This is a genomic window from Streptomyces sp. NPDC087906, from assembly GCF_055584925.1.
In genome coordinates this window covers 479,443-499,031 of the sequence record NZ_JBVJLC010000005.1, presented here as the reverse complement: position 1 = coordinate 499,031, position 19,589 = coordinate 479,443, and the positions used below count along the sequence as shown (strand labels likewise).

Below are 19,589 nucleotides of genomic sequence, written 5' to 3'. Positions count from 1 at the left end.
AGCAGGGGCGGGGCGGGCGCGCGGATGCCGGACACGGCACGCCGAGTGGCGAGAAAGAGCCAGACGGAGAGTGAGCCCTTGTCACGGTCCGTACGCCGCGCCTAAGTTGGCCGATTGCGACATGTCCTACCTGTCAGTCGGGGGAGTGAACTCATGGCCGTAACCGGTCGGCACCGCAGATATCAGCCGAGCCGCATCAACCGCGCGTCGCTGACCGTCACGGCGGGCGGCGCCGGAATGGCGCTTCCCCTCATCGGCGCTGTCGCCGCGCACGCGGCCCCGGTCGACGTCTGGGAGAAGGTCGCCGCATGCGAGTCGACCAACAACTGGCACATCAACACCGGTAACGGCTACTACGGCGGCCTCCAGTTCACCCAGTCCACCTGGGAGGCGTACGGCGGCCGTGCCTACGCGGCGCGCGCCGATCTCGCCACGAAGGACCAGCAGATCGCCGTCGCCGAGAAGGTGCTCAAGGGGCAGGGCCCCGGAGCGTGGCCCGCCTGCTCGGTCCGCGCGGGGCTGACCCGCGGGGGAGACGCGCCGGACATCTCGACCGGCGGCAAGCAGGCGCAGGGCGGCGAGAAGGGCGAGATCGGGAACAAGAACGCGGCCAAGCCCCGGTCGGTCCCGAAGAGCGAGACCAGGCCGAAGGCGGAGGCCGAGCCGAAGAGTGAGGCCAAGCCCAAGGCCGAGCCGAAGAAGACCGCCTCACCCACGCATGTGCCGACCCACCGCGAGGGCTACACCGTGGCCCGCGGCGACTCGCTCTCGGAGATCGCCGTCGATGAGCAGGTGCTCGGCGGCTGGCAGCGGCTCTACGAGGAGAATCGCGGCGTCGTCGGCAGCGACCCGGACCTGATCTTCCCCGGGCAGCGGCTGGTGCTGCGCGTCCCGGCGGAGGGCAGGACCGCCGCCCCGAAGAGCGCGCCCCCGAAGACCGCCGCCCCGAAGGCCAAGGCGAAGGACAGGGCCGAGCCGGTCCCGGCGGCGAAGCCCAAGGCGGCCGAGCAACCCAAGAGCGTTCAGAAGTCGAAGGCGGCGGAGAAGCCGGCGCAGAAGGCCAAGCCCGCGGCGCACACGGAGAAGCCGAAGGCGAAGTCGAGCGGCTTCACCGCCCCGGTGCACGCATCGGTCGGCACGCAGTACCGCACATCGGGCGGCTCCTGGTCCAGCGGCTATCACACGGGCGTGGACTTCCTGGTCCCCACCGGCACGTCGGTGAAGGCCGTCGGCGCCGGCGAGGTCGTCTCGGCGGGCTGGGCCGAGTCGTACGGCTACCAGGTCGTGATCCGGCATCCCGACGGGAAGTACAGCCAGTACGCGCATCTGTCGGCGCTCAACGTGCGCGACGGGCAGCGGGTGAGCGAGGGCCAGCGGATCGCCAGATCAGGAGCCACTGGCAACGTGACGGGACCGCATCTCCACTTCGAGATGCGTACGGGGCCGGGCTACGGAAGCGACATCGACCCCCTGTCGTTCCTGCGCTCCCACGGCGTCAAGCTCTGAACCGCCCCGCTCAGGGTCGGCACGGTCCGGACGCACCCCGGTGGGTACGGCGGCCCCGTCCGGAGGCGGGCCCACCGCACGGGGCGGCCGGTCCTCTGACGACGACCGGGACGCCGAACCCCGCGAGGCACCGATCCGGTCCGTGGTGAGCAGGATCAGCCCGCCCGCGGCGACGACCCCGGAGCCCAGCGCCAGCACCGTGCCCGTCACGCCGTACCGGAACCCCTCGCCGAACAGGGTGATCCCGACGGCCGCCGCCACCACGGGGTTGATCACGGTCACCACGGCCAGCGGCGCGGCGAGCCCGGCCCCCCGGTAGGAGGCCTGGGAGAGCAGCAGCCCGGCAGCGGCGAGCACGGCGATGGCCGCCAGGCTCGGCACCTGCACACCTGCCGCCGCCGACCGCCAGTCCTCGGCGACGGTCTTGGTGAAGACGGAAGCGATCCCGAACGCCACCCCCGCGGCGGCGGCCAGCAGCACGCTCCGCACGGCCGGGCGGTGCACGACCTGCGCCGCCACGAAGACCGCGGCCACGGCGCCGAAGGTCACCAGCGCCAGCATCAGCCGCTGCCCGCCGTCCAGGGAGTGCGAGTCGCTGCCCTCCGTCAGGGCGAGCAGCCCCGCGAGACCGACCGTCGCCATCAGCGCGCCGCGCCAGGCGGTGTGTCCGGCCTTGCGGCCCACGAACAGCGCGGCCATCGGCAGCGCGAACACGATGGTCAGCGCGCCGAGCGGCTGGACCAGGCTGAGCGGCCCGTAGGCGAGCGCCACCACATGCAGCAGCGCGCCGACCCCGTTCAGGCCCACGGCGGCCCACCACACGCCGTGGTGCAGGGGTGCGTAGGGGCGGGCCGGGGTGTCGGCGGCGACGCGCTCCTGGAGGATCGCCCCGGCCGCATAGGCGACCGCGGAGACCAGCGAGAGAAGCACGCTCAGCGCAAAGGCACTCATGTCTTCCACGATCTCTTGTCGATACGGATTCTGCGTCGTCCTGAAGAGGTCAATCGGGCGTACTGCCGTCGTAGTACAGGATGGGACCGGGCGTCCCCCCAGAGATGGTCGAGAGAGGGTCGTCCGGGGCGCGAGGCGGGGGTGGAGTGGAGTGGGCGGGACCGGTCCGGTGGACCTGGCGCTGGTCGCCACGGTGGGCGGCTTCTTCGCGCTGCGCACCGAGCCACCCCGCGAAGGCGCACACATTCCACCGGCCCGGGTGTACGGAGGCGACACCGCGCCGCTCACTCTGCGGATCGACCGGGTGGCGGAGCGGCTGCGCGCACCCGAGCGCCGGGTCGCCGCCTCGGTGGCCCAGCTCGGCCTCGCCGCCCGGCTCTGGTCGGTCGCCCTCGGCAGCGCCGTGCTGACCGGCGCCGTGCCCGACCTCGACGCCCGCTCGCTGTACTGGGACCCCCGGCTGACCTCGCCGGACGACCTGTGGCTCGACGCGGGCCCCGCGCTGCCCGCGACCCCGGAAGCCGTACGCGCGACCGTCCAGTCCGGCCATCTCGAACCGCTCGCCGCCGCGGTACGCGCCGACGGTCCTGTCGCCGCACGGCTGCTGTGGGGCAACGCCGGATCGGCGCTCGCCGGGGCCGTAAGGGAACTCGCCGACTGGGCGGCGGCGCACGGCCGCCCCGAGGCCGCCGCGCTGGCCGGCGCGTACGGCGCGGCCCTCTTCGACCACCCCGACCTGCGTACGACCGGGGCCCTCAGCGGGCACGGCGGGTTCCGGCGGCGGAGCTGCTGCCTCTACTACCGCTGCCCCGGCGGAGGCCTCTGCGGCGACTGTGTCTTCAACCAGCCACCCGCACGCTCTTCCGTACAGGACGTTTCCGGGTGACCATGGCAGGGCTGACGATCACTGGACGACGACGGGGGCATGGCGTGAAGGTCGGGCTGCTCACACGGGAGTACCCGCCGGACGTGTACGGCGGAGCCGGCGTCCATGTGGAGTTCCTGGCCCGCGAACTGCGCGCGCTCACCGATCTCCAGGTGCACTGCTGGGGCTCGGGCGACACCGCGCCCGCCGCCGAGGCGCCCGGCGTGACCCGGCACCGCGCGGCCGCTTCCCTCGACGGGGCCAACGACGCGCTGCGCACCTTCTCGGTGGACCTCGCGATGGCCGCGGCCGCCGAAGGGCGGGAACTGGTCCATTCGCACACCTGGTACGCGAATCTCGCCGGCCATGTCGCCAAACTGCTCTACGGCATCCCGCACGTGGTGACCGCGCACTCGCTGGAGCCGCTGCGGCCCTGGAAGGCCGAGCAGCTCGGCGGCGGCTACGCGCTCTCCGGCTGGGCCGAGCGTACGGCGGTCGAAGCGGCGGACGCGGTCGTCGCCGTGTCCAGCGGCATGCGCGCCGACATCCTCGGCTGCTACCCCGCCCTCGATCCCGCCCGGGTGCATGTCATCCACAACGGCATCGACACCGCGCTCTACCGGCCCGACCACGGCACCACGGTCCTCGACAGGTTCGGCATCGACAAGGACCGGCCCTACGTGCTGTTCGTCGGCCGCATCACCCGCCAGAAGGGGGTGCCCCATTTGCTGCGCGCCGCCCGCGCGCTGGACCCCGGCGCCCAACTGGTGCTGTGCGCGGGTGCCCCGGACACGCCCGAGATCGAACGGGAGTTCCGCGAGCTGGTCGGTGAGCTGGGCAGCAAGCGCGACGGGGTGTTCTGGATCCCGGAGATGCTGCCGCGACCCGAGGTGGTCCAGCTCCTCACCCACGCGGCCGTCTTCGCCTGCCCCTCGGTCTACGAGCCGCTGGGCATCGTCAACCTGGAGGCGATGGCCTGCGGCACCGCCGTGGTCGCCTCAGCGGTGGGCGGGATTCCCGAGGTCGTCGACGACGGACGTACGGGCCTGCTCGTGCCGTACGACGAGAAGTCGCCGGAGGCTTTCGAGTCGGCGCTGACCGAAGCCCTCAACCGGGTCCTCGACGATCCGGAGTCGGCGGGCCGGATGGGGGCAGCAGGCAGGGAAAGGGCCGTGCGGGAATTCGGCTGGGACCAGGTGGCACGCCGTACGTACGGCGTGTACCAGGACCTGCTCCAGTCCTCATAGCCTCATAAACGGGATCGCGAACAATGGGAGCGGCGATGCGTGGTGGACCTTCCGTGCTCGGGATCGTACTGGCGGGCGGCGAGGGCAAACGCCTGATGCCGCTCACCGCCGACCGGGCCAAACCTGCGGTGACGTTCGGCGGCACGTACCGGCTGGTGGACTTCGTGCTGTCCAGTCTGGTGAACGCCGACATCATGCGTATCTGCGTGCTCACGCAGTACAAATCGCACTCGCTGGACCGGCACGTCTCCACGACCTGGCGGATGTCGAGCCTGCTGGGCAACTACGTCACGCCCGTACCGGCCCAGCAGCGGCTCGGACCGCACTGGTACCTCGGCAGCGCCGACGCGATCCTGCAGTCCCTGAACCTCGTCCACGACGAGCGGCCGGACTACATCGCGGTGTTCGGCGCCGACCACGTGTACCGGATGGACCCGCGCCAGATGCTCGCCCAGCACATCGAGAACGGCGCCGGGGTCACCGTCGCCGGGATCCGGGTGCCGCGCGCCGAGGCCTCGTCGTTCGGGATCATCACCCCGGCCTCCGACGGCCTCCAGGTCGAGCAGTTCCTGGAGAAGCCCACCGATCCGCCGGGACTGCCCGGCGACCCCGGCCATGTCTTCGCCTCGATGGGCAACTACCTGTTCACCACCAAGGTGCTCATCGACGCGCTGTACCGGGACGCGGAGGACGCGGACTCGGTCCATGACATGGGGGGTTCCATCCTGCCGATGCTCACCGAGCGCGGCCAGGCCCAGGTCTACGACTTCAGCGACAACCACGTACCGGGGGAGACCCCGAGGGAGCACGGCTACTGGCGCGACGTCGGCACGCTCGACACGTACTACGACGCGCACATGGACCTCATCTCGCCGCAGCCGATGTTCAACCTCGACAACAGACGCTGGCCCATCTACACCCACAACGACCTGCTGCCGCCCGCCCGGTTCGTCGCCGGCGGCATCGCCAGCGACTCGATCGTCGGCCCCGGCTGCGTCATCAGGGGCCAGGTGACCCGCTCGGTCCTGTCGCCCGGTGTGGTGATCGAGGAGGGCGCGGTGGTGCAGGGGTCGGTGCTGCACGACAACGTACGGGTGGGCAGGGGCGCCGTGGTGCGCGGCACGATCCTCGACAAGAACGTGGACGTGCCGCCCGGCGCGGCCATCGGCGTCAATCCTGAGCGGGACTCCGCGCTGTACACGGTGTCGAAGAACGGCATCGTCGCGCTCGGCAAGGGCCAAGTGGTGGCGTAGCGCGGGATATGTGGTGGCCTAGGTCGTGTCCGCGAAGTCTCGTCCGGCTCGCGGTGGCCGGCCCCACGGGCGGACGGCGATACTTCGCGGACACTCCCTAGTACCTGTCGTCTGGATCTTGCCAGGCCACGCGGGCCCGGCAAGATCCACACGACAGGCCCGGCCGCTCAGCGCCTGCCCAGCGTGCTCTCCCGCTCCACCAGCCGGAACTCGGCGCGCAGTTCGCGCCCGCCGCCGGGGCCTGTCCCTTCCTCCGTGCCGAGCAGCCCCTCCACCACCGAGCGCACGGCGAGCCGCGCGATGGTCTGCTTGTCCGGGGAGATCGTGGTCAGCGTGACCAGACCGTAGCGGCCCTCGGTGATGTCGTCGAAGCCCACCACGGCCACGTCCTCGGGGATCCGCAGCCCCCGCTCGGAGAGCACCCGCATCGCGCCGATGGCGATCAGGTCGTTGTACGCGAAGACGGCGTCGGGCAGTTCGCCCGAGTCCAGCAGCCGCGCCATCGCGGCGGCGCCGTCCGCGTGGTCCCAGCCGCCGGTCGCCGCCACCAGTGCGTCGGGGGCGGGCAGCCCGGCCGCCGTCAGCTCGGCGCGCCAGCCGTCCACCCGCAGATGGGACGGCTCGTTCACCCGGTCGGTACGGGCGCCGAGGAAGGCGATCCTGGACCGGCCGAGGTCCAGCAGATGGCGCACGGCCGCCCGCGCGGCGGCGACGTTGTCGATCGCGATGTGGTCGTAGGGCAGCCCGTACTCCCGCTCGCCGAGCAGCACCAGCGGCGCGTCGTGGTCGCGGCCGAGCAGGTCCTCGGGCTCCAGCTCGATGGGGCTGAGGATCAGCCCGTCGATGACCCGGGCCCGGAACCCCTGGCTGACCAGGATCTCCTGTTCGCGCCTGCCGCTCGTGTGGTCGAGCAGCACGGTGTAGTCGTGCTCGGCCGCCGCGTCGATGACCGCGCCCGCCAGCTCGGCGAAGTACGGGTTGCCCAGCTCGGGGACGGCCAGCGCGATGATGCCGGTGCGGCCCTTGCGCAGATGGCGGGCCGTCAGGTTCGGCCGGTAGCCCAGCTCGTCGATGGCGTGCTGGACCTTGGTCCGCATTGCCGGGGTGACGTGCCGGTAGTTGTTGACCACGTTCGAGACGGTCTTGATGGAGACGCCCGCGTGTTCCGCGACGTCCTTGAGGCTGACGCTCACCGCTATTCCCCTCCGAGGCCGGCCCCCGCGGCCCGCCCCCTGCCCAATGTGTACAACGTTATCCACGGGGTGTTGCCGGTCGCGCGGCGGACCCGGGCGGGCGACCCGCGCGGGCGGTCGGGGCGCTCGGATAGAATGACGGGATTTTGCCGGCCTTCCCCGCGTCGGTATGCTCCTCACCTGCGGGGATAGTCGCAAAATCCCACAAAGGGGCGCATCGGGGACTCCGGCGCACGAGCGATCGAGGAACGGCAGCGGCGATGACGGTCACACAGGACAGCCCGGCGTACGACGGCGGGAGCCCGGCGTCCGACGGGAGCCCGGCGTCCGACGGGAGCCCGGCGTCCGACGGGAGCGCGGCGTTCGACGACGGCCCGGCGTTCGAGGAGAGCCCGGCGTCCGACGGGACCCAGGTGTACGGTCCCGGTATCGACCCCGAACGGCTCGCGGTCTGCCTCGGCGTGCTCGAAGAGCTGGACAAGCTGGAGATCGACCACCCCGACGCCGTCGCCGTCCGGCGCGCCACCGCCGGTGTCTACCGGACGGTGAAGCAGCGCCGCCGCCAGGAGCGCAGGGCCGCCAAGACCGCCCACGACAAGGCGGTCACCGAGTCGACCGCCACCGGCTCGGCCGAGCGCATCGACGACGAGACCCAGGGGCTGCTGCCGTCCTCGCGCGCCGCGGGCGAGATCGCGGGACTCCTCCAGCGGGCCCGCTCCTGCTACATCTGCAAGACCCGCTACGTCGAGGTCGACGCCTTCTACCACCAGCTCTGCCAGCCCTGCGCCGCCGAGAACCGGGCCCGCCGCGACGCCCGTACCGACCTCACGGGAAAGCGCGCGCTGCTCACCGGCGGCCGGGCCAAGATCGGGATGTACATCGCGCTGCGGCTGCTGCGCGACGGCGCGCACACCACCATCACGACGCGCTTCCCCGTCGACGCGATCCGCCGCTTCAAGGCGATGGAGGACAGCGCCGACTGGATCCACCGGCTGAAGATCGTCGGGATCGACCTCAGGGATCCGGCGCAGGTCGTCGCCCTCGCCGACTCCGTCGCCGCCGAAGGCCCGCTGGACATCCTCATCAACAACGCGGCCCAGACCGTGCGCCGCTCGCCCGGCGCCTACAGCGAACTCCTCGCGGCCGAGTCCGCGCCGCTGCCCGCGGGTGAACTCCCCCCGTCCGAGGTCATCGGGGCGTTCGGCAGCGGCGCCCAGGCCGTGCTGCCCGCCGCGGGCGCCGAGGCGCTCGGCGCGGCCGACGTCACAGGGCTCGCCCTCGTCGGCGGCTCCGCCACCCTCGCCAGGATCGAGGCGGGCACCGCCATCGACGCGGGCGGGCTCGTACCCGACCTGCACCACACCAACAGTTGGGTCCAGACCGTCTCCGACGTGGACGCCGTCGAACTGCTCGAAGTGCAGCTCTGCAACTCCACGGCGCCCTTCATCCTGATCAGCCGGCTGCGCGCGGCCATGGCCGCGGCCGCCGCCGGGCGCGCGTACGTGGTCAACGTCTCCGCGATGGAGGGTGTCTTCAGCCGCGGCTACAAGGGCGCGGGCCACCCGCACACCAACATGGCCAAGGCCGCGCTGAACATGCTCACCCGCACCAGCGCGCAGGAGATGTTCGAGACGGACAACATCCTGATGACCGCCGTCGACACCGGCTGGATCACCGACGAGCGCCCGCACCCCGACAAGATGCGCCTCGCCGACGAGGGCTTCCACGCCCCGCTCGACCTGATCGACGGCGCGGCGCGGGTGTACGACCCGATCGTGCGCGGTGAGGGCGGCGAAGACCTCTACGGCCTCTTCCTCAAGGACTACGCACCCGCCAAATGGTGACCGCCGAGTGGCCTGAAATCTCACTCGAATGCGATCCCTATAGAGCGGGCAGCCGCTCATCTGGTTAATCTGGGGCGAAGAGACGGCCAACAGGGGAACCACCATCCCCGCGGACGCTCGCGGGACAGGCCCACTACCAAGGCCGCGGTCCCGTCCGAGTAACGGCGCCACCGCGACGGAACTGTCCTGTCCCAGAGTTGCGCGACGCAGAGGAGTGCGCGGTGACACCAGATCTGACGAAGCACGAACAGCGACCGCCGGAATCCACCGGACGGGCCCGCAGGCCCGAGAAGATCGGCAATCTTGAGGTGTGGGCCAGGTCGGCCCCGATCCGGCTGGCCGGCTACGAGGACGACCTCGCGGAGCCGCACATCCTGCCCGGCATCGACTGAGCCGCCCGGCCGGCGTCCGGCCGGCCGCCGCACCGACGCCCCGTACCGCCGACCACGGCGGTGCGGGGCGTTCCGCCGTCAGGGCACCTGAACTTTCGGCGAACTTCTCAGGACGTCCGCCGCGATCCCGGCCCCCGGAACTAGCATCCGAATCCGTGTACATTCCCCGCATCTCTTCCAGCCGGCCCGCCGGGCCGTCGCGGCGCGGGCGGGGCCTGGTCCTCCTCGTCGCCCTCGCGGTGGTGGCCGTCGTGGCGGGCGCGGTGGCCCGCACGCTCACCGGAGGCGATTCGCGGCCCGCCGCCTCCACCGTGAACCTGGCCGACGGCCTGCCGCACACCGCCGTCGAGGCCTCCTCGGCCGCGGACCGCTGCGGACAGGGCTGGCGCACTCCCGTCACCGGCCTCCAGGTCTTCGACGTGCACAACGGCGCGACCGAAGCGGCCGAGGTCTATCTGACGGACGGTTCGGGCGCGCTGCTCGGTGAGGTCGACGGGCTCGCGCCCGGCACGACCCGGCCCATCGAGGTGTCGCTGGGCCGGGGCAGCTACGCCTTCCGCTGCCTGGTGGAGGACACCGACGCCGTCACCGGGCGCACCGTACGGATCAGCAAGGGCGCCGCCAAGGGCGGCCCCGCCGTGCAGCCCGTCAACCAGCACGACCTCATCCCGCCGACGCTCGCCTACCAGAAGTGGGTCTCCGCGGGCTTCGGCGACGTCGTGCGCAAGATCGACACCCTGCGGGCCGCCGTCGACGACGGCGACCTGCCCGCCGCCCGTACCGCCTGGCTCCCCGCCCATCTGGCCTTCACCCGGCTCGGCGGCGCCTACGGAGCCTTCGGCGAGCTGGGCGGCGCCGTGGACGGCACGGACGCGGGCCTGCCGGGCGGCGTCCACGACAAGGACTTCACCGGCTTCCACCGGGTCGAGTACGGGCTGTGGCACGGTGAGCGGGCGAAGAGCCTGCGCGGCCCGGCAGGACAACTGGCCAAGGACATCAGGGCGCTGCGCGCCGAGTGGGCCGACACCCGGATGGACCCTCTCGACACCGGTCTGCGCGCCCACGAGATCACCGAGGACAGCAGCCAGTCCGACCTCACCGGACGGTCCGACTTCGGCAGCGGCACCTCACTGGCCACGGCGCGCGCCGGGCTCGACGGCACGGTCGAACTGCTCGCGGTGCTGCGCCCGCTGCTGGCGTCCCGCGACCCCCAGCTCCCGCTGCTCGACAGTGCGTTGGCCACGGCGCGGCAGGATCTGGACACCTTGGAGAAGCACGGCGGCCTGCGCCCACCCGGCGCCCTCACCCGCGCCGAACGCGAGCGGATCAACGGCGACTTCGGCGACCTGGCCGAGCAACTGGCCCCGGTGGCCGTCATCTTCGACATTCGGAGGACCTCATGACCGGCGACGGCATCCCCGGCCGGCGGCCCGGCGCAGGCGTGGCGCGGCGGTCCTTCCTGCGCCGCGCGGCGGTGGCGGGCGCGGCGGGCGCGGCCGCGGGGGCGGGCGGCAGGGTAGCCGTCGCCCGCGCGACCGACGGCGGCCAGGGCTCGCCGGGCCCTGACGCCGCCCCCGCGGACCGCGTGGTGCCCTTCCACGGCGTCCACCAGGCAGGCATCCTCACCCCGCTCCAGCGGCACGCCGTCTTCACGTCCTTCGACGTGACCGCCCGCAGCCGCGCGGATCTGGCGGAGCTGCTGCGCACGGTCAGCGAGCGGCTGCACTTCCTGACGGCGGGCGGGGTCCCCGAGCCGCTGGGCATCTCGGCCCCGCTGCCCGACTCGGGCGTCCTCGGCCCTGTCGTACCCGCCGACGGACTGACCGGCACCCTCGCGGTCGGCGCCTCGCTCTTCGACGGCAGGTACGGCCTCGGCGCCCGCAAGCCGCGCAGGCTGCGCGCGATGGACGTCTTCCCCGACGACGACCTCGAAGACGCCTGGTGCCACGGCGACCTGATGCTGCAACTGTGCGCCGACAACCCCGACACGGTGGTGCACGCGCTGCGCGACATCGCCCGGCACACCCGGGGCGGTATGCAGATCCGCTGGCGGACGGCGGGCTTCGTCTCCCCGCCGCGCCCCTCGGGCACCCCGCGCAACCTGATGGGGTTCAAGGACGGTACCGCCAACCCGGACGCCCACGACGCCCGGCTGATGGACCAGCTCGTCTGGGTCGGCGCGGACGCCGGCGAACCGGACTGGGCGGTAGGCGGCAGCTACCAGGTGGTCCGGCTGATCCGGATGCTGGTGGAGTTCTGGGACCGGGTCTCGCTCCACGAGCAGGAGCGGATGATGGGCCGCGCCCGGGACACCGGCGCCCCGCTGGACGGCCGGCACGAGAAGGACGCCCCGCAGTACGCCAAGGACCCGCAGGGCAGCAGCATCCCGCTGGACGCGCACATCCGGCTGGCCAACCCCCGTACCCCCGGCACGGCCGGGACCCGGCTGCTGCGCCGCGGCTACAACTACGACCGGGGGATACGGGACAACGGCGACCTCGACACCGGGCTGGTGTTCTGCTGCTTCCAGCAGGACCTCGACCGGCAGTTCGCCGCCGTGCAGAAGAAGCTCGCGGGGGAGCCCCTGGTGGACTACATCAGGCCCTACGGCGGCGGCTACTTCTACGCGCTGCCCGGTGCGCGCGGCGAGTCCGACTGGCTGGGCCGCACGCTGCTGGCCTGACCGGCGGCTCCGCTCAGGCCCCGGCGAGCCGGCGCAGCGTCCTGCCCAGGTGTCCCACGTACCACCGCTGGAGCAGCGGCACCACGGGCCCGCCGACGCGGGTGTACCAGCGGCCCGCCCGGCTGAAGGCCATGACGGTGAACCACACCGAGCCGTCGTCGCGCAGGTCGACGACGAACGACTCCTCGCCGCGCTCCGGGTGCCCGGTGAGGGTGCCGTAGCCGAAGCCCGTGCGGTCCTTCTCGTAGACGGCCCAGACGACCTGGCAGGGGGCGCGCAGCCGCAGCGGCCCCACCCCGACGGACACCTCGACCGCCGTGCCCTGCTCGGCCCAGGCCCGCTCGGCCCGTACCCGGGCGCCGGAGCCCCGGTGCATCCGCCAGGTCGTCACGGCGGCTCCGGCCGCCTCGAAGACGGCGCGGCCCCTGCCGATCCTGACCGTGCGGTGCAGATGGTGGTAGCCGTCGGGGAGCGGGCCTAGCCGGGTGGCGCCGACCTCGGGGTAGCTGAAGGGGCTCGGGCCGGTGACCGGGGTGTTCATTCGGTGCTCTCCTTGAGTCGTCGCGGGGCCAGGATCGAACAGGGCGCGAGACCGAGCGCCTTGCCGACGCCATGGGACGCCGCCCTCCGGGCCAGGGCGCCCGGCGCGGCCGGCGCCGGCCACAGGCGGCGTAGCGCGGCGGGACCGGATGGCCGGGCGCCGCCGGGCGTGCCGGGCTGTTCGACGAGTCGCAGCCCCGGCGGCACTGTCACCAGCATGCCGACCATCACCACCAGGCTGACCAGCACGGACACCCTCCACCACCCTCGGTCTTGAACATGTTCAATTCCTGGTACGAGCTTATGCCTCACCCTGAACGCGTTCAAGACCGCCCGGCGGCCGATCCGGCCCGGCTTGCGGGCGCGCTGACGATCCGGCAGATATGGGAAGACATATCCGGAGGAAGAAACGGGAGAATCTGGTGCGTTCACCCATCCGTCGTCGGTATGCCGCGCTGGTGGCACTGTCCGTGGGCATCGTGGTCACCGCAGGATGCGGCGGTGACGTCAGCGGCCAGGACGCGTCGGACGCCAAAAAACTCTTCCTGCAGCCGGTCGCTTCGCGCGGACCTGACCCGTTCACCGCCTCCACCGCCGTGCGGCTGCCCAAGGGTGCCGCGCCGAGCGCCAAGCCCTCGACGGGCGCCCGCACCGACCCCGACGCCGCCACCCGCGCCGCCCGCTCGCTCCCCGGTTCCACGCCGGGCCTCTACGGCGGCATCGAAGCCAAGTCCGCCTGCGACGTGGAGCGCCAGGTCCGCTTCCTCACCGAGAACCACGGCAAGGCCCGCGCCTTCGCCCAGGGCGCCGCCATCGGCGACGCGTCCGTCCCCTCGTTCCTGCGCGGCCTCACCCCGGTGACCCTGCGCGCCGACACCCGGGTGACCAGCCACGGCTACCACAGCGGCGCCGCCACCTCCTTCCAGTCCGTGCTCCAGGCGGGCACCGCCGTCCTGGTGGACGACCACGGACTGCCCAGGGTCCGCTGCGCCTGCGGAAACCCGCTGCGGCCCGCCGTCGCCATGCAGGGCGGCGTGACCCACCGGGGCAAGCCCTGGTCCGGCTACCGGCCCGAGCGGGTCGTGGTCATCACCCGCGCCCCGCAGGCCCTCACCAGCCTCGTCGTCGTCAACGCGCTCAACGACACCTGGCTCCAGCGGCCCGTGGGCAGCGACGGCGACCAGGACGGCCCGCCCGTCGTACGGCCGCCGTACGCGCCGAACGCCGACATCACCGACCCGGGCGCCGTGAAACCGCCCGAGCCCGAGCCGTCGGGCGACGCCCCGGTCACCCCCTCGCCCGCCGAGCCGCCGACGCCGTCCCCGGTGGAGCCGTCCACGCAGCCCCCGGCCGACCCGTCCGGCGACGTCGTCACGCCCGACATCCCGCCGGGCCCCTCCGACCAGGACACCCCGCCCGGCCCCGACGGCGATCTGCCGCCGATGCCGGACGCGCCCCAGCCGGACGGGGACTCGGCCACCTCCGTGACGTTCCAGGGCTGACCCGACCCCCGCCCCGACCACTCGAAGATTCCGACAAATGATGACAGAGTGTCCCCATGGTTGATCGGGCAGCAGGTCCCCTGTCGCTCCCCGACGACTGGCCCGCCCACCCGGACCTGAGCCTGGCGCTCAACCGCATGGGCACCTTCGACTGGGACCTCGACAGAGAACTGATGCATCTGGACGGGCCGGCCCTCGAAGTCTTCGACCTGCGGCCCGACGAGTTCGACGGCACGCCCGGCGGACTCGCCGTGCGCGTGTCGGCCGAGGAGGCCGGCCGGCTCGCCGGCGTGGTGAAACAGGCGCTGAAGGACGGCAGCGAGGCCTACGGCGCCTACATGCGGATCACCCACAGGGACGGCTCCGTGCACTGGGCGCACACCCAGGGCTGCATCCGGCGCGACGCCGACGACCGCCCGCACCGCGTCATCGGCATCGTCAGGGACGCCGCCCAGGAGCTGGCCGACTCCACGGCGCGGCTCGAACTCGACGCGGTCCGCCGGGTGCAGACCAGCGTCGTCGAGAGCACCACGGCGGCGCTGGCGCACGCGCGGACCGTGCGGGACGTCATCGACGTACTGACCGAGTCGCACGGCCTGGAACACCTCGGCGCCACCAGCCTGGTCATGGGGCTGCTGGAGTCCGGCCGCATCCATCTCGTCGCCGAGGGCCCGGAGGGCTCGTTCGTGCCCGGCACCCGGATCACCCGGATCGACGACCAGTACCCGATGAGCGAGGCGGTGCGCACGCTCAGCCCCCGCTTCATCGAGTCGGCCGAGGAGTTCGCCGCGTACTACCCGGTGCTGTGGCCGCACATCAGCGGTCTGGGCATCACAGCCGCCGCCTATCTCCCGCTGATCGCGCAGGGCCGCCCCATCGGGGCGCTCGGGCTGCTCTACGGCGACAAGAACGGCTTCAACGCCGAGGACCGCAACCTGCTGGTGGCCCTCGGCAGCAGCATCGCGCAGAGCCTCCAGCGCGCCATGCTCTTCGAGCAGGAGCACGACCTCGCCGAGGGGCTCCAGCAGGCCATGCTGCCGCGCCGGATCCCCGCCGTGCCCGGCGCCCAGATCGCGGTCCGCTACCGCTCGGCCCGGCTCGGCAGGGACATCGGCGGTGACTGGTACGACGTGATCCCGCTGCCCGGCGGCCGGATCGGCGCCGTCATCGGGGACGTACAGGGCCACGACACGCACGCAGCCGCCGTCATGGGCCAGCTCCGCATCGTGCTGCGCGCGTACGCCGCCGAGGGCCACCCGCCCGCCACCGTGATGGCGCGCGCCTCGGTCTTCCTGCACGAACTCGACACCGACCGCTTCGCCACCTGCACCTACGCCGAGGCCGACCTGACCACCGGCGTCGTGCAGCTCGTCAGGGCAGGACACGTCGACCCGCTGCTGCGCGACACCGACGGGAGCTGCCGCCGCCTCCCGGTGCCCGGCGGTATGCCGCTGGGCCTCTCGGCCCTCTTCGGCCAGCTCGACTACCCGGTCAAGACCCTCGAACTCGACCCCGGCCAGACCATGCTGCTGTACACCGACGGACTCGTGGAGCAGCCCGGCGCCGACCTCGACGACGGCATGCAACTGCTCGCCGCGCTCGTCCGCGACGGGCCGCACGACCTCCAGGTGCTGGCCGACCAGCTCTGCGACCTGGTGGAGGAGCGCGGCGGCGAGGACGACGTCGCCGTACTGCTGCTGCGCCGCAGGGGCGCCTACACGCCGGAGACCGGCGGCAGGCTCCAGCAGCATGTCGCCCAGAACGACCCCGAGGCGCTCAGGTCCGCCCGCCAGATGATCAGGGCCGCCGTGGGCGCCTGGGCGGCCAGGGAGCGCTCGGACGACATCGAACTGACCGCCGACGAGCTGATCACCAACGCGCTGATGCACACCGACGGCGGCGCCGTCGTGACCGTACGCGTGCTCACCAACTCCGAGCGGCGGCTGCGGATCGAGGTCGAGGACCGGTCGAGCGTGCTGCCGCGCAGGCGCGAGGCCACCGACTCGGGAGTCTCGGGCCGCGGGCTCATGCTCGTGGACGGGCTGGCCGACCAATGGGGTGTGGAGTCCCGCGGCAGCGGCAAATGCGTGTGGTGCGAATTCGCCATTCCGCACCGACCTTCCAGGACATGGGGAACTTCTTGACCGCCGAGTTGAGCACTGAGCAGATCGCCGAACCGAGCGCGGAACCCGCCACCACCGCGGCGCCGGCCGCAGGTCCCGACCCGGCGCGCACCGCCGACCCGGCGGGCGATCCGGTCGCCGAGCGGCTGACCCCGCTCGACCTGGCCTTCTGGCATCTGGAGTCCGCCGGGCACCCCATGCACCTCGGCGCCCTCGCGCTGTTCGAGCCCGGCCCCGGCGCTGCCACCGTGCGCGACCTGCTCACCGCGCGCGCCGCCGCCGTCCCCCGGCTGCGCATGCGGGTACGCGACGTGCTGCTCCCGGTGGGCGCCGCCGCCTGGGCCGTCGACCGGGACTTCGACGTCACCCGGCACGTACGGCCGCTGACCCTGCCGGAAGGCGACTTCGCCACCGAGGCAACCCGGCTCGCCGGCGAGCTGATGGAGCGGCCGCTGGAGCGCGGGGTGCCGCCCTGGGAGATGTACGTGCTGACGCCGCCGGCCGACGGCGCGGCCGAGCGGCCCTTCGCCGTCCTGGTCAAGCTGCACCACGCGCTCGCCGACGGGATGCGGGCCGTCGCCATCGGCGCCGGGATCTTCGACCAGATCGCCGACGTGCGGACGGCGGGAGTACGGCGGGCCCGGCCCGTGCCGCCCCGGTCCTGGCTGCCGGGCCCCGGCCGGGTCGCCGCGCTGGCCAGGGAGCGCTTCACCGACCTGGGCAGGGCCGTCGGGATCGGCGCGTCCGTCGTACGGGCGGGCAGGTTCGACCCGTACGGCGTCTCCGCGCTCACCGCCGGATCCAGCGGCACCCGGCAGCTCGGCACCGCCGTGCTCGACCTCGACGACGTGCTGCGCGTGCGCAGGGCGACGGGCGGCAGCGCCAACGACGTCCTGCTGGCGACCGTGGCGGGGGCGCTGCGCCGCTGGATGCTCGGCCGGGGCGAACCGCTGCCCACGGCCCCGCCGCGCGCCCTGGTGCCGGTCTCCAGGCGCCGCCCCGGCAGCCCCGCCGGCTCGGCGAACAGCCTCTCCGCATACCTGCTGGGGCTGCCCGTCACCGAGGCCGACCCGCTGGCCCGGCTGCGCTCCGTGCGCAGGGAGATGGAGCGCAACAAGGCCGAGGGCCCCTCGCGCGGCGCGGGCGCCGTCGCCGTACTCGCCGGGCAGCTCCCGCCGCTGGCCCACCGGCTCGGCGCGCCCCTGGCCGGCAGCGCCGCCCGGTTCCTCTTCGACATCCTCGTCACGAGCGTGCCGCTGCCGCGCTCCGCGCTCACGCTCGGCGGCTGCCCGCTCAGCGAGATCTACCCCCTGGCGCCGCTCGCGCGCGGCCAGTCGCTGGCCGTCGGGCTGTCCTCGTACGGCGGCCGGGTGCATGTGGGCCTGGTCGCCGACGGCAAAGCCGTCCCCGACCTGGGCGCGCTCGCCGGATCGCTGCACGCCGAACTGGCCGAGCTGCTCCAGGTCACCCGGTAGAGTCGGGCCGGCAGAGCCGATAGATCGGACTGCTCAACCGCAAGAGCCCGGAAACAGCTTCCTCACAGGTGTTGACGCCGTCCAGTCATCCGATGAATATTCGTCCTGATTGACGGCGCGGTGATCGACGACAGAGCGGTCGGCGACGGAACCCTCAGGAGGCGGCAGCGGTATGCGGCACACCACGCTCGGAAGCGGTCCGGTCAAGGTGACCGAACTGTCCTTCGGAGCCGCCGGGATCGGCAATCTCTACACCCCGGTGGCGCCCGAGCACGCTCGGGCCGCGATCGACGCGGCCTGGGACGCGGGCATCCGCTACTTCGACACCGCGCCGCACTACGGCACCGGGCTCTCGGAGCGCCGTACGGGCGAGGCGCTGCGCGCCAGGCCCAGGGACGAGTACACCGTCTCCACCAAGGCGGGCAGGCTGCTGGAGCCCGTCCCCGCAGGGACGCCGGCGCCCGCCTCCGACGACCTCGCCAACGGCTTCGCCGTCCCCGCCACGCACCGCCGCGTCTGGGACTTCAGCGCCGACGGGATACGCCGGAGCATCGACGACAGCCTGGAGCGGCTCGGCCTCGACCGCATCGACATCGTCTACCTGCACGACCCGGACGACCACGAGGAAGCGGCCTTCGACGAGGCGTACCCGGCGCTGGAGAAGCTGCGCGCCGAAGGGCTCGTCGGGGCGATAGGCGCCGGCATGAACCAGACGGCGATGCTCACCCGCTTCCTGCGCGAGACGGACGTCGACGTCGTCCTGTGCGCCGGCCGCTTCACCCTCCTCGACAACAGCGCGCTCACCGCGCTGCTCCCCGAGGCAGCCGCGCGCGGCAAGAGCGTCGTCGCCGGCGGGGTCTTCAACTCGGGGCTGCTCGCCGACCCGCGCCCCGGAGCGACGTACGACTACACCACCGCGCCGCAGGAACTGGTCGAGCGGGCCCAGCGGATCGACACCGTGACCCGCCGCCACGGCGTGCCGCTGCGCGCCGCTGCCCTGCACTACCCGCTGCGCCACCCGGCCGTCGCGAGCGTGCTCGTCGGCGCCCGCTCCGCCGACGAGGCACGGGACGCCGCCGAGCAGTTCGGCCGGCGCATCCCCGACGACCTGTGGGCCGAACTGCGCGCCGAAGGGCTGCTCACCGAGGACGGAGCCGCGTGATGAACCCGCCGGACATCGTGGACGCGCACCACCACATCTGGGACCTGTCCGTACGCGGCCAGGAGTGGCTCGAAGGGCCCGAAATGGCCCCCATCCGGCGGGACTTCTCCCTCGCCGACCTCGAACCCGAGGCGCGCGCGGCGGGGGTGAGCGCGACCGTACTCGTCCAGACCGTCACCGTCGCCGCCGAGACCCCCGAGTTCCTGGCCGCCGCCGGGACCAGCGACCTGGTGGCCGGCGTCGTCGGCTGGACCGATCTGACCGCACCGGACATCACCGACACGCTCGCCGCGCTGCGCGCCCGGCCCGGCGGCGCGAAGCTGACCGGGATCCGCCACCAGATCCAGGGCGAGCCCGACCCCGAGTGGGTGCTGCGCCCCGAGGTCAAGCGCGGCCTCGCGGCCGTCGCGGCGGCGGGGCTCGTCTACGACCTGGTCGTCCTGCCGCACCAGTTGCCCGCAGCCGCCCGGGTCGCCGACCTGCTGCCGGGACTCACGTTCGTACTCGACCACGCGGGCAAGCCGCCGATCGCGGCGGGATCCATCGAGCCCTGGGCGCACCACGTCAGGACCCTGGCCGCCCGGCCCAACACCGTGTGCAAGCTCTCCGGTCTCGTCACCGAGGCCGACTGGGGCACCTGGACGGCGAACGGGCTGCGGCCGTACGCGGACACCGTGATCGAGGCCTTCGGCCCCGACCGGCTGATGTTCGGCTCCGACTGGCCGGTGTGCCGGCTCGCCGCCTCGTACACCGAGGTGCTGGAGGCGGCGGGCACCGTGACCGACGCGCTCAGCGACGACGAGCGCGCGGCGGTCTTCGGCGGTACGGCGCGGCGCGTCTACTCGCTCTGAGG

The 19,589-nt window shown here is 73.0% G+C and carries 17 protein-coding genes; 13 read left to right on the top strand and 4 right to left on the bottom strand.

Annotation, left to right across the window (positions count from 1 at the left end):
* The first annotated feature begins 153 nt into the window (after positions 1-153).
* Positions 154-1,506, top strand: coding sequence for a transglycosylase family protein (locus tag ACZ63I_RS18465; protein ID WP_469339804.1), 1,353 nt, complete (start codon positions 154-156; stop codon positions 1,504-1,506).
* Here ACZ63I_RS18465 and ACZ63I_RS18460 read toward each other — a convergent pair.
* Complete coding sequence (locus ACZ63I_RS18460) at positions 1,387-2,457, bottom strand: DMT family transporter (RefSeq protein WP_469339802.1); 1,071 nt, start codon at positions 2,455-2,457, stop codon at positions 1,387-1,389. The two genes, ACZ63I_RS18465 and ACZ63I_RS18460, sit on opposite strands and share 120 nt — an antisense overlap.
* A gap of 169 nt (positions 2,458-2,626) precedes the next feature.
* Here ACZ63I_RS18460 and ACZ63I_RS18455 point away from each other — a divergent pair, with 169 nt between their 5' ends.
* Genes ACZ63I_RS18455 through glgC form a run of 3 tightly spaced genes read left to right on the top strand, consistent with a single transcriptional unit; the run spans position 2,627 to position 5,822 of the window.
* The gene (locus tag ACZ63I_RS18455; protein ID WP_469339967.1) at positions 2,627-3,343 is read left to right on the top strand and encodes a (2Fe-2S)-binding protein; all 717 of its coding nucleotides are present in this window, start codon (positions 2,627-2,629) and stop codon (positions 3,341-3,343) included.
* Between the two features lie 44 nt (positions 3,344-3,387).
* Positions 3,388-4,569: a glycogen synthase gene (glgA, locus tag ACZ63I_RS18450; RefSeq protein WP_469339801.1), complete on the top strand. Its 1,182-nt coding sequence runs from the start codon at positions 3,388-3,390 to the stop codon at positions 4,567-4,569.
* A 35-nt stretch (positions 4,570-4,604) separates the two neighbouring features.
* Complete coding sequence (gene glgC, locus ACZ63I_RS18445) at positions 4,605-5,822, top strand: glucose-1-phosphate adenylyltransferase (protein ID WP_469339799.1); 1,218 nt, start codon at positions 4,605-4,607, stop codon at positions 5,820-5,822.
* Positions 5,823-5,989: 167 nt separating this feature from the next.
* Here glgC and ACZ63I_RS18440 read toward each other — a convergent pair whose 3' ends face one another.
* Positions 5,990-7,015, bottom strand: a complete 1,026-nt coding sequence (locus ACZ63I_RS18440) for a LacI family DNA-binding transcriptional regulator (RefSeq protein ID WP_469339798.1) — start codon at positions 7,013-7,015, stop codon at positions 5,990-5,992.
* Positions 7,016-7,275: 260 nt separating this feature from the next.
* Between ACZ63I_RS18440 and ACZ63I_RS18435 the strand changes: the two genes are divergently transcribed.
* The 4 genes from ACZ63I_RS18435 (at position 7,276) to efeB (ending at position 11,934) form a co-directional block, all read left to right on the top strand.
* Positions 7,276-8,859 carry an SDR family NAD(P)-dependent oxidoreductase gene (locus ACZ63I_RS18435; protein WP_469339796.1) on the top strand — a complete coding sequence of 528 codons (1,584 nt, stop codon included), beginning with the start codon at positions 7,276-7,278 and terminating at the stop codon, positions 8,857-8,859.
* 221 nt (positions 8,860-9,080) lie between these two features.
* A complete protein-coding gene (locus ACZ63I_RS18430) occupies positions 9,081-9,251 on the top strand; it encodes a hypothetical protein (protein ID WP_469339795.1) in 171 nt (56 codons plus the stop codon).
* Positions 9,252-9,406: 155 nt separating this feature from the next.
* On the top strand, positions 9,407-10,654 hold the full coding sequence (locus tag ACZ63I_RS18425) for an EfeM/EfeO family lipoprotein (RefSeq protein WP_469339793.1): 1,248 nt from the start codon (positions 9,407-9,409) through the stop codon (positions 10,652-10,654).
* Positions 10,651-11,934, top strand: a complete 1,284-nt coding sequence (gene efeB, locus ACZ63I_RS18420) for an iron uptake transporter deferrochelatase/peroxidase subunit (protein WP_469339792.1) — start codon at positions 10,651-10,653, stop codon at positions 11,932-11,934. Before ACZ63I_RS18425 ends, efeB begins: the two co-directional genes overlap by 4 nt.
* A gap of 13 nt (positions 11,935-11,947) precedes the next feature.
* Here the strand turns inward: efeB and ACZ63I_RS18415 are convergent, their stop codons facing one another.
* The gene (locus tag ACZ63I_RS18415) at positions 11,948-12,475 is read right to left on the bottom strand and encodes a DUF1990 family protein (RefSeq protein ID WP_469339791.1); all 528 of its coding nucleotides are present in this window, start codon (positions 12,473-12,475) and stop codon (positions 11,948-11,950) included.
* Positions 12,472-12,723 carry a hypothetical protein gene (locus tag ACZ63I_RS18410; protein ID WP_469339790.1) on the bottom strand — a complete coding sequence of 84 codons (252 nt, stop codon included), beginning with the start codon at positions 12,721-12,723 and terminating at the stop codon, positions 12,472-12,474. Before ACZ63I_RS18410 ends, ACZ63I_RS18415 begins: the two co-directional genes overlap by 4 nt.
* Positions 12,724-12,932: 209 nt before the next feature.
* Between ACZ63I_RS18410 and ACZ63I_RS18405 the strand changes: the two genes are divergently transcribed.
* From ACZ63I_RS18405 to ACZ63I_RS18385, 5 genes are all read left to right on the top strand, one after another.
* On the top strand, positions 12,933-13,976 hold the full coding sequence (locus tag ACZ63I_RS18405) for a DUF6777 domain-containing protein (RefSeq protein WP_469339788.1): 1,044 nt from the start codon (positions 12,933-12,935) through the stop codon (positions 13,974-13,976).
* Between the two features lie 56 nt (positions 13,977-14,032).
* Entirely contained in the window at positions 14,033-16,120 is a 2,088-nt protein-coding gene (locus ACZ63I_RS18400) for a SpoIIE family protein phosphatase (protein WP_469339787.1), read from the top strand.
* Positions 16,105-17,574: a wax ester/triacylglycerol synthase family O-acyltransferase gene (locus ACZ63I_RS18395; RefSeq protein WP_469339785.1), complete on the top strand. Its 1,470-nt coding sequence runs from the start codon at positions 16,105-16,107 to the stop codon at positions 17,572-17,574. The genes ACZ63I_RS18400 and ACZ63I_RS18395 overlap by 16 nt, the downstream gene beginning before the upstream one ends.
* A gap of 172 nt (positions 17,575-17,746) precedes the next feature.
* Positions 17,747-18,736 (top strand): aldo/keto reductase, encoded by a 990-nt coding sequence (locus ACZ63I_RS18390; protein ID WP_469339784.1) that lies wholly within the window; start codon positions 17,747-17,749, stop codon positions 18,734-18,736.
* Positions 18,736-19,587: an amidohydrolase family protein gene (locus ACZ63I_RS18385; protein WP_469339783.1), complete on the top strand. Its 852-nt coding sequence runs from the start codon at positions 18,736-18,738 to the stop codon at positions 19,585-19,587. Before ACZ63I_RS18390 ends, ACZ63I_RS18385 begins: the two co-directional genes overlap by 1 nt.
* The last annotated feature ends 2 nt before the right edge of the window (positions 19,588-19,589 follow it).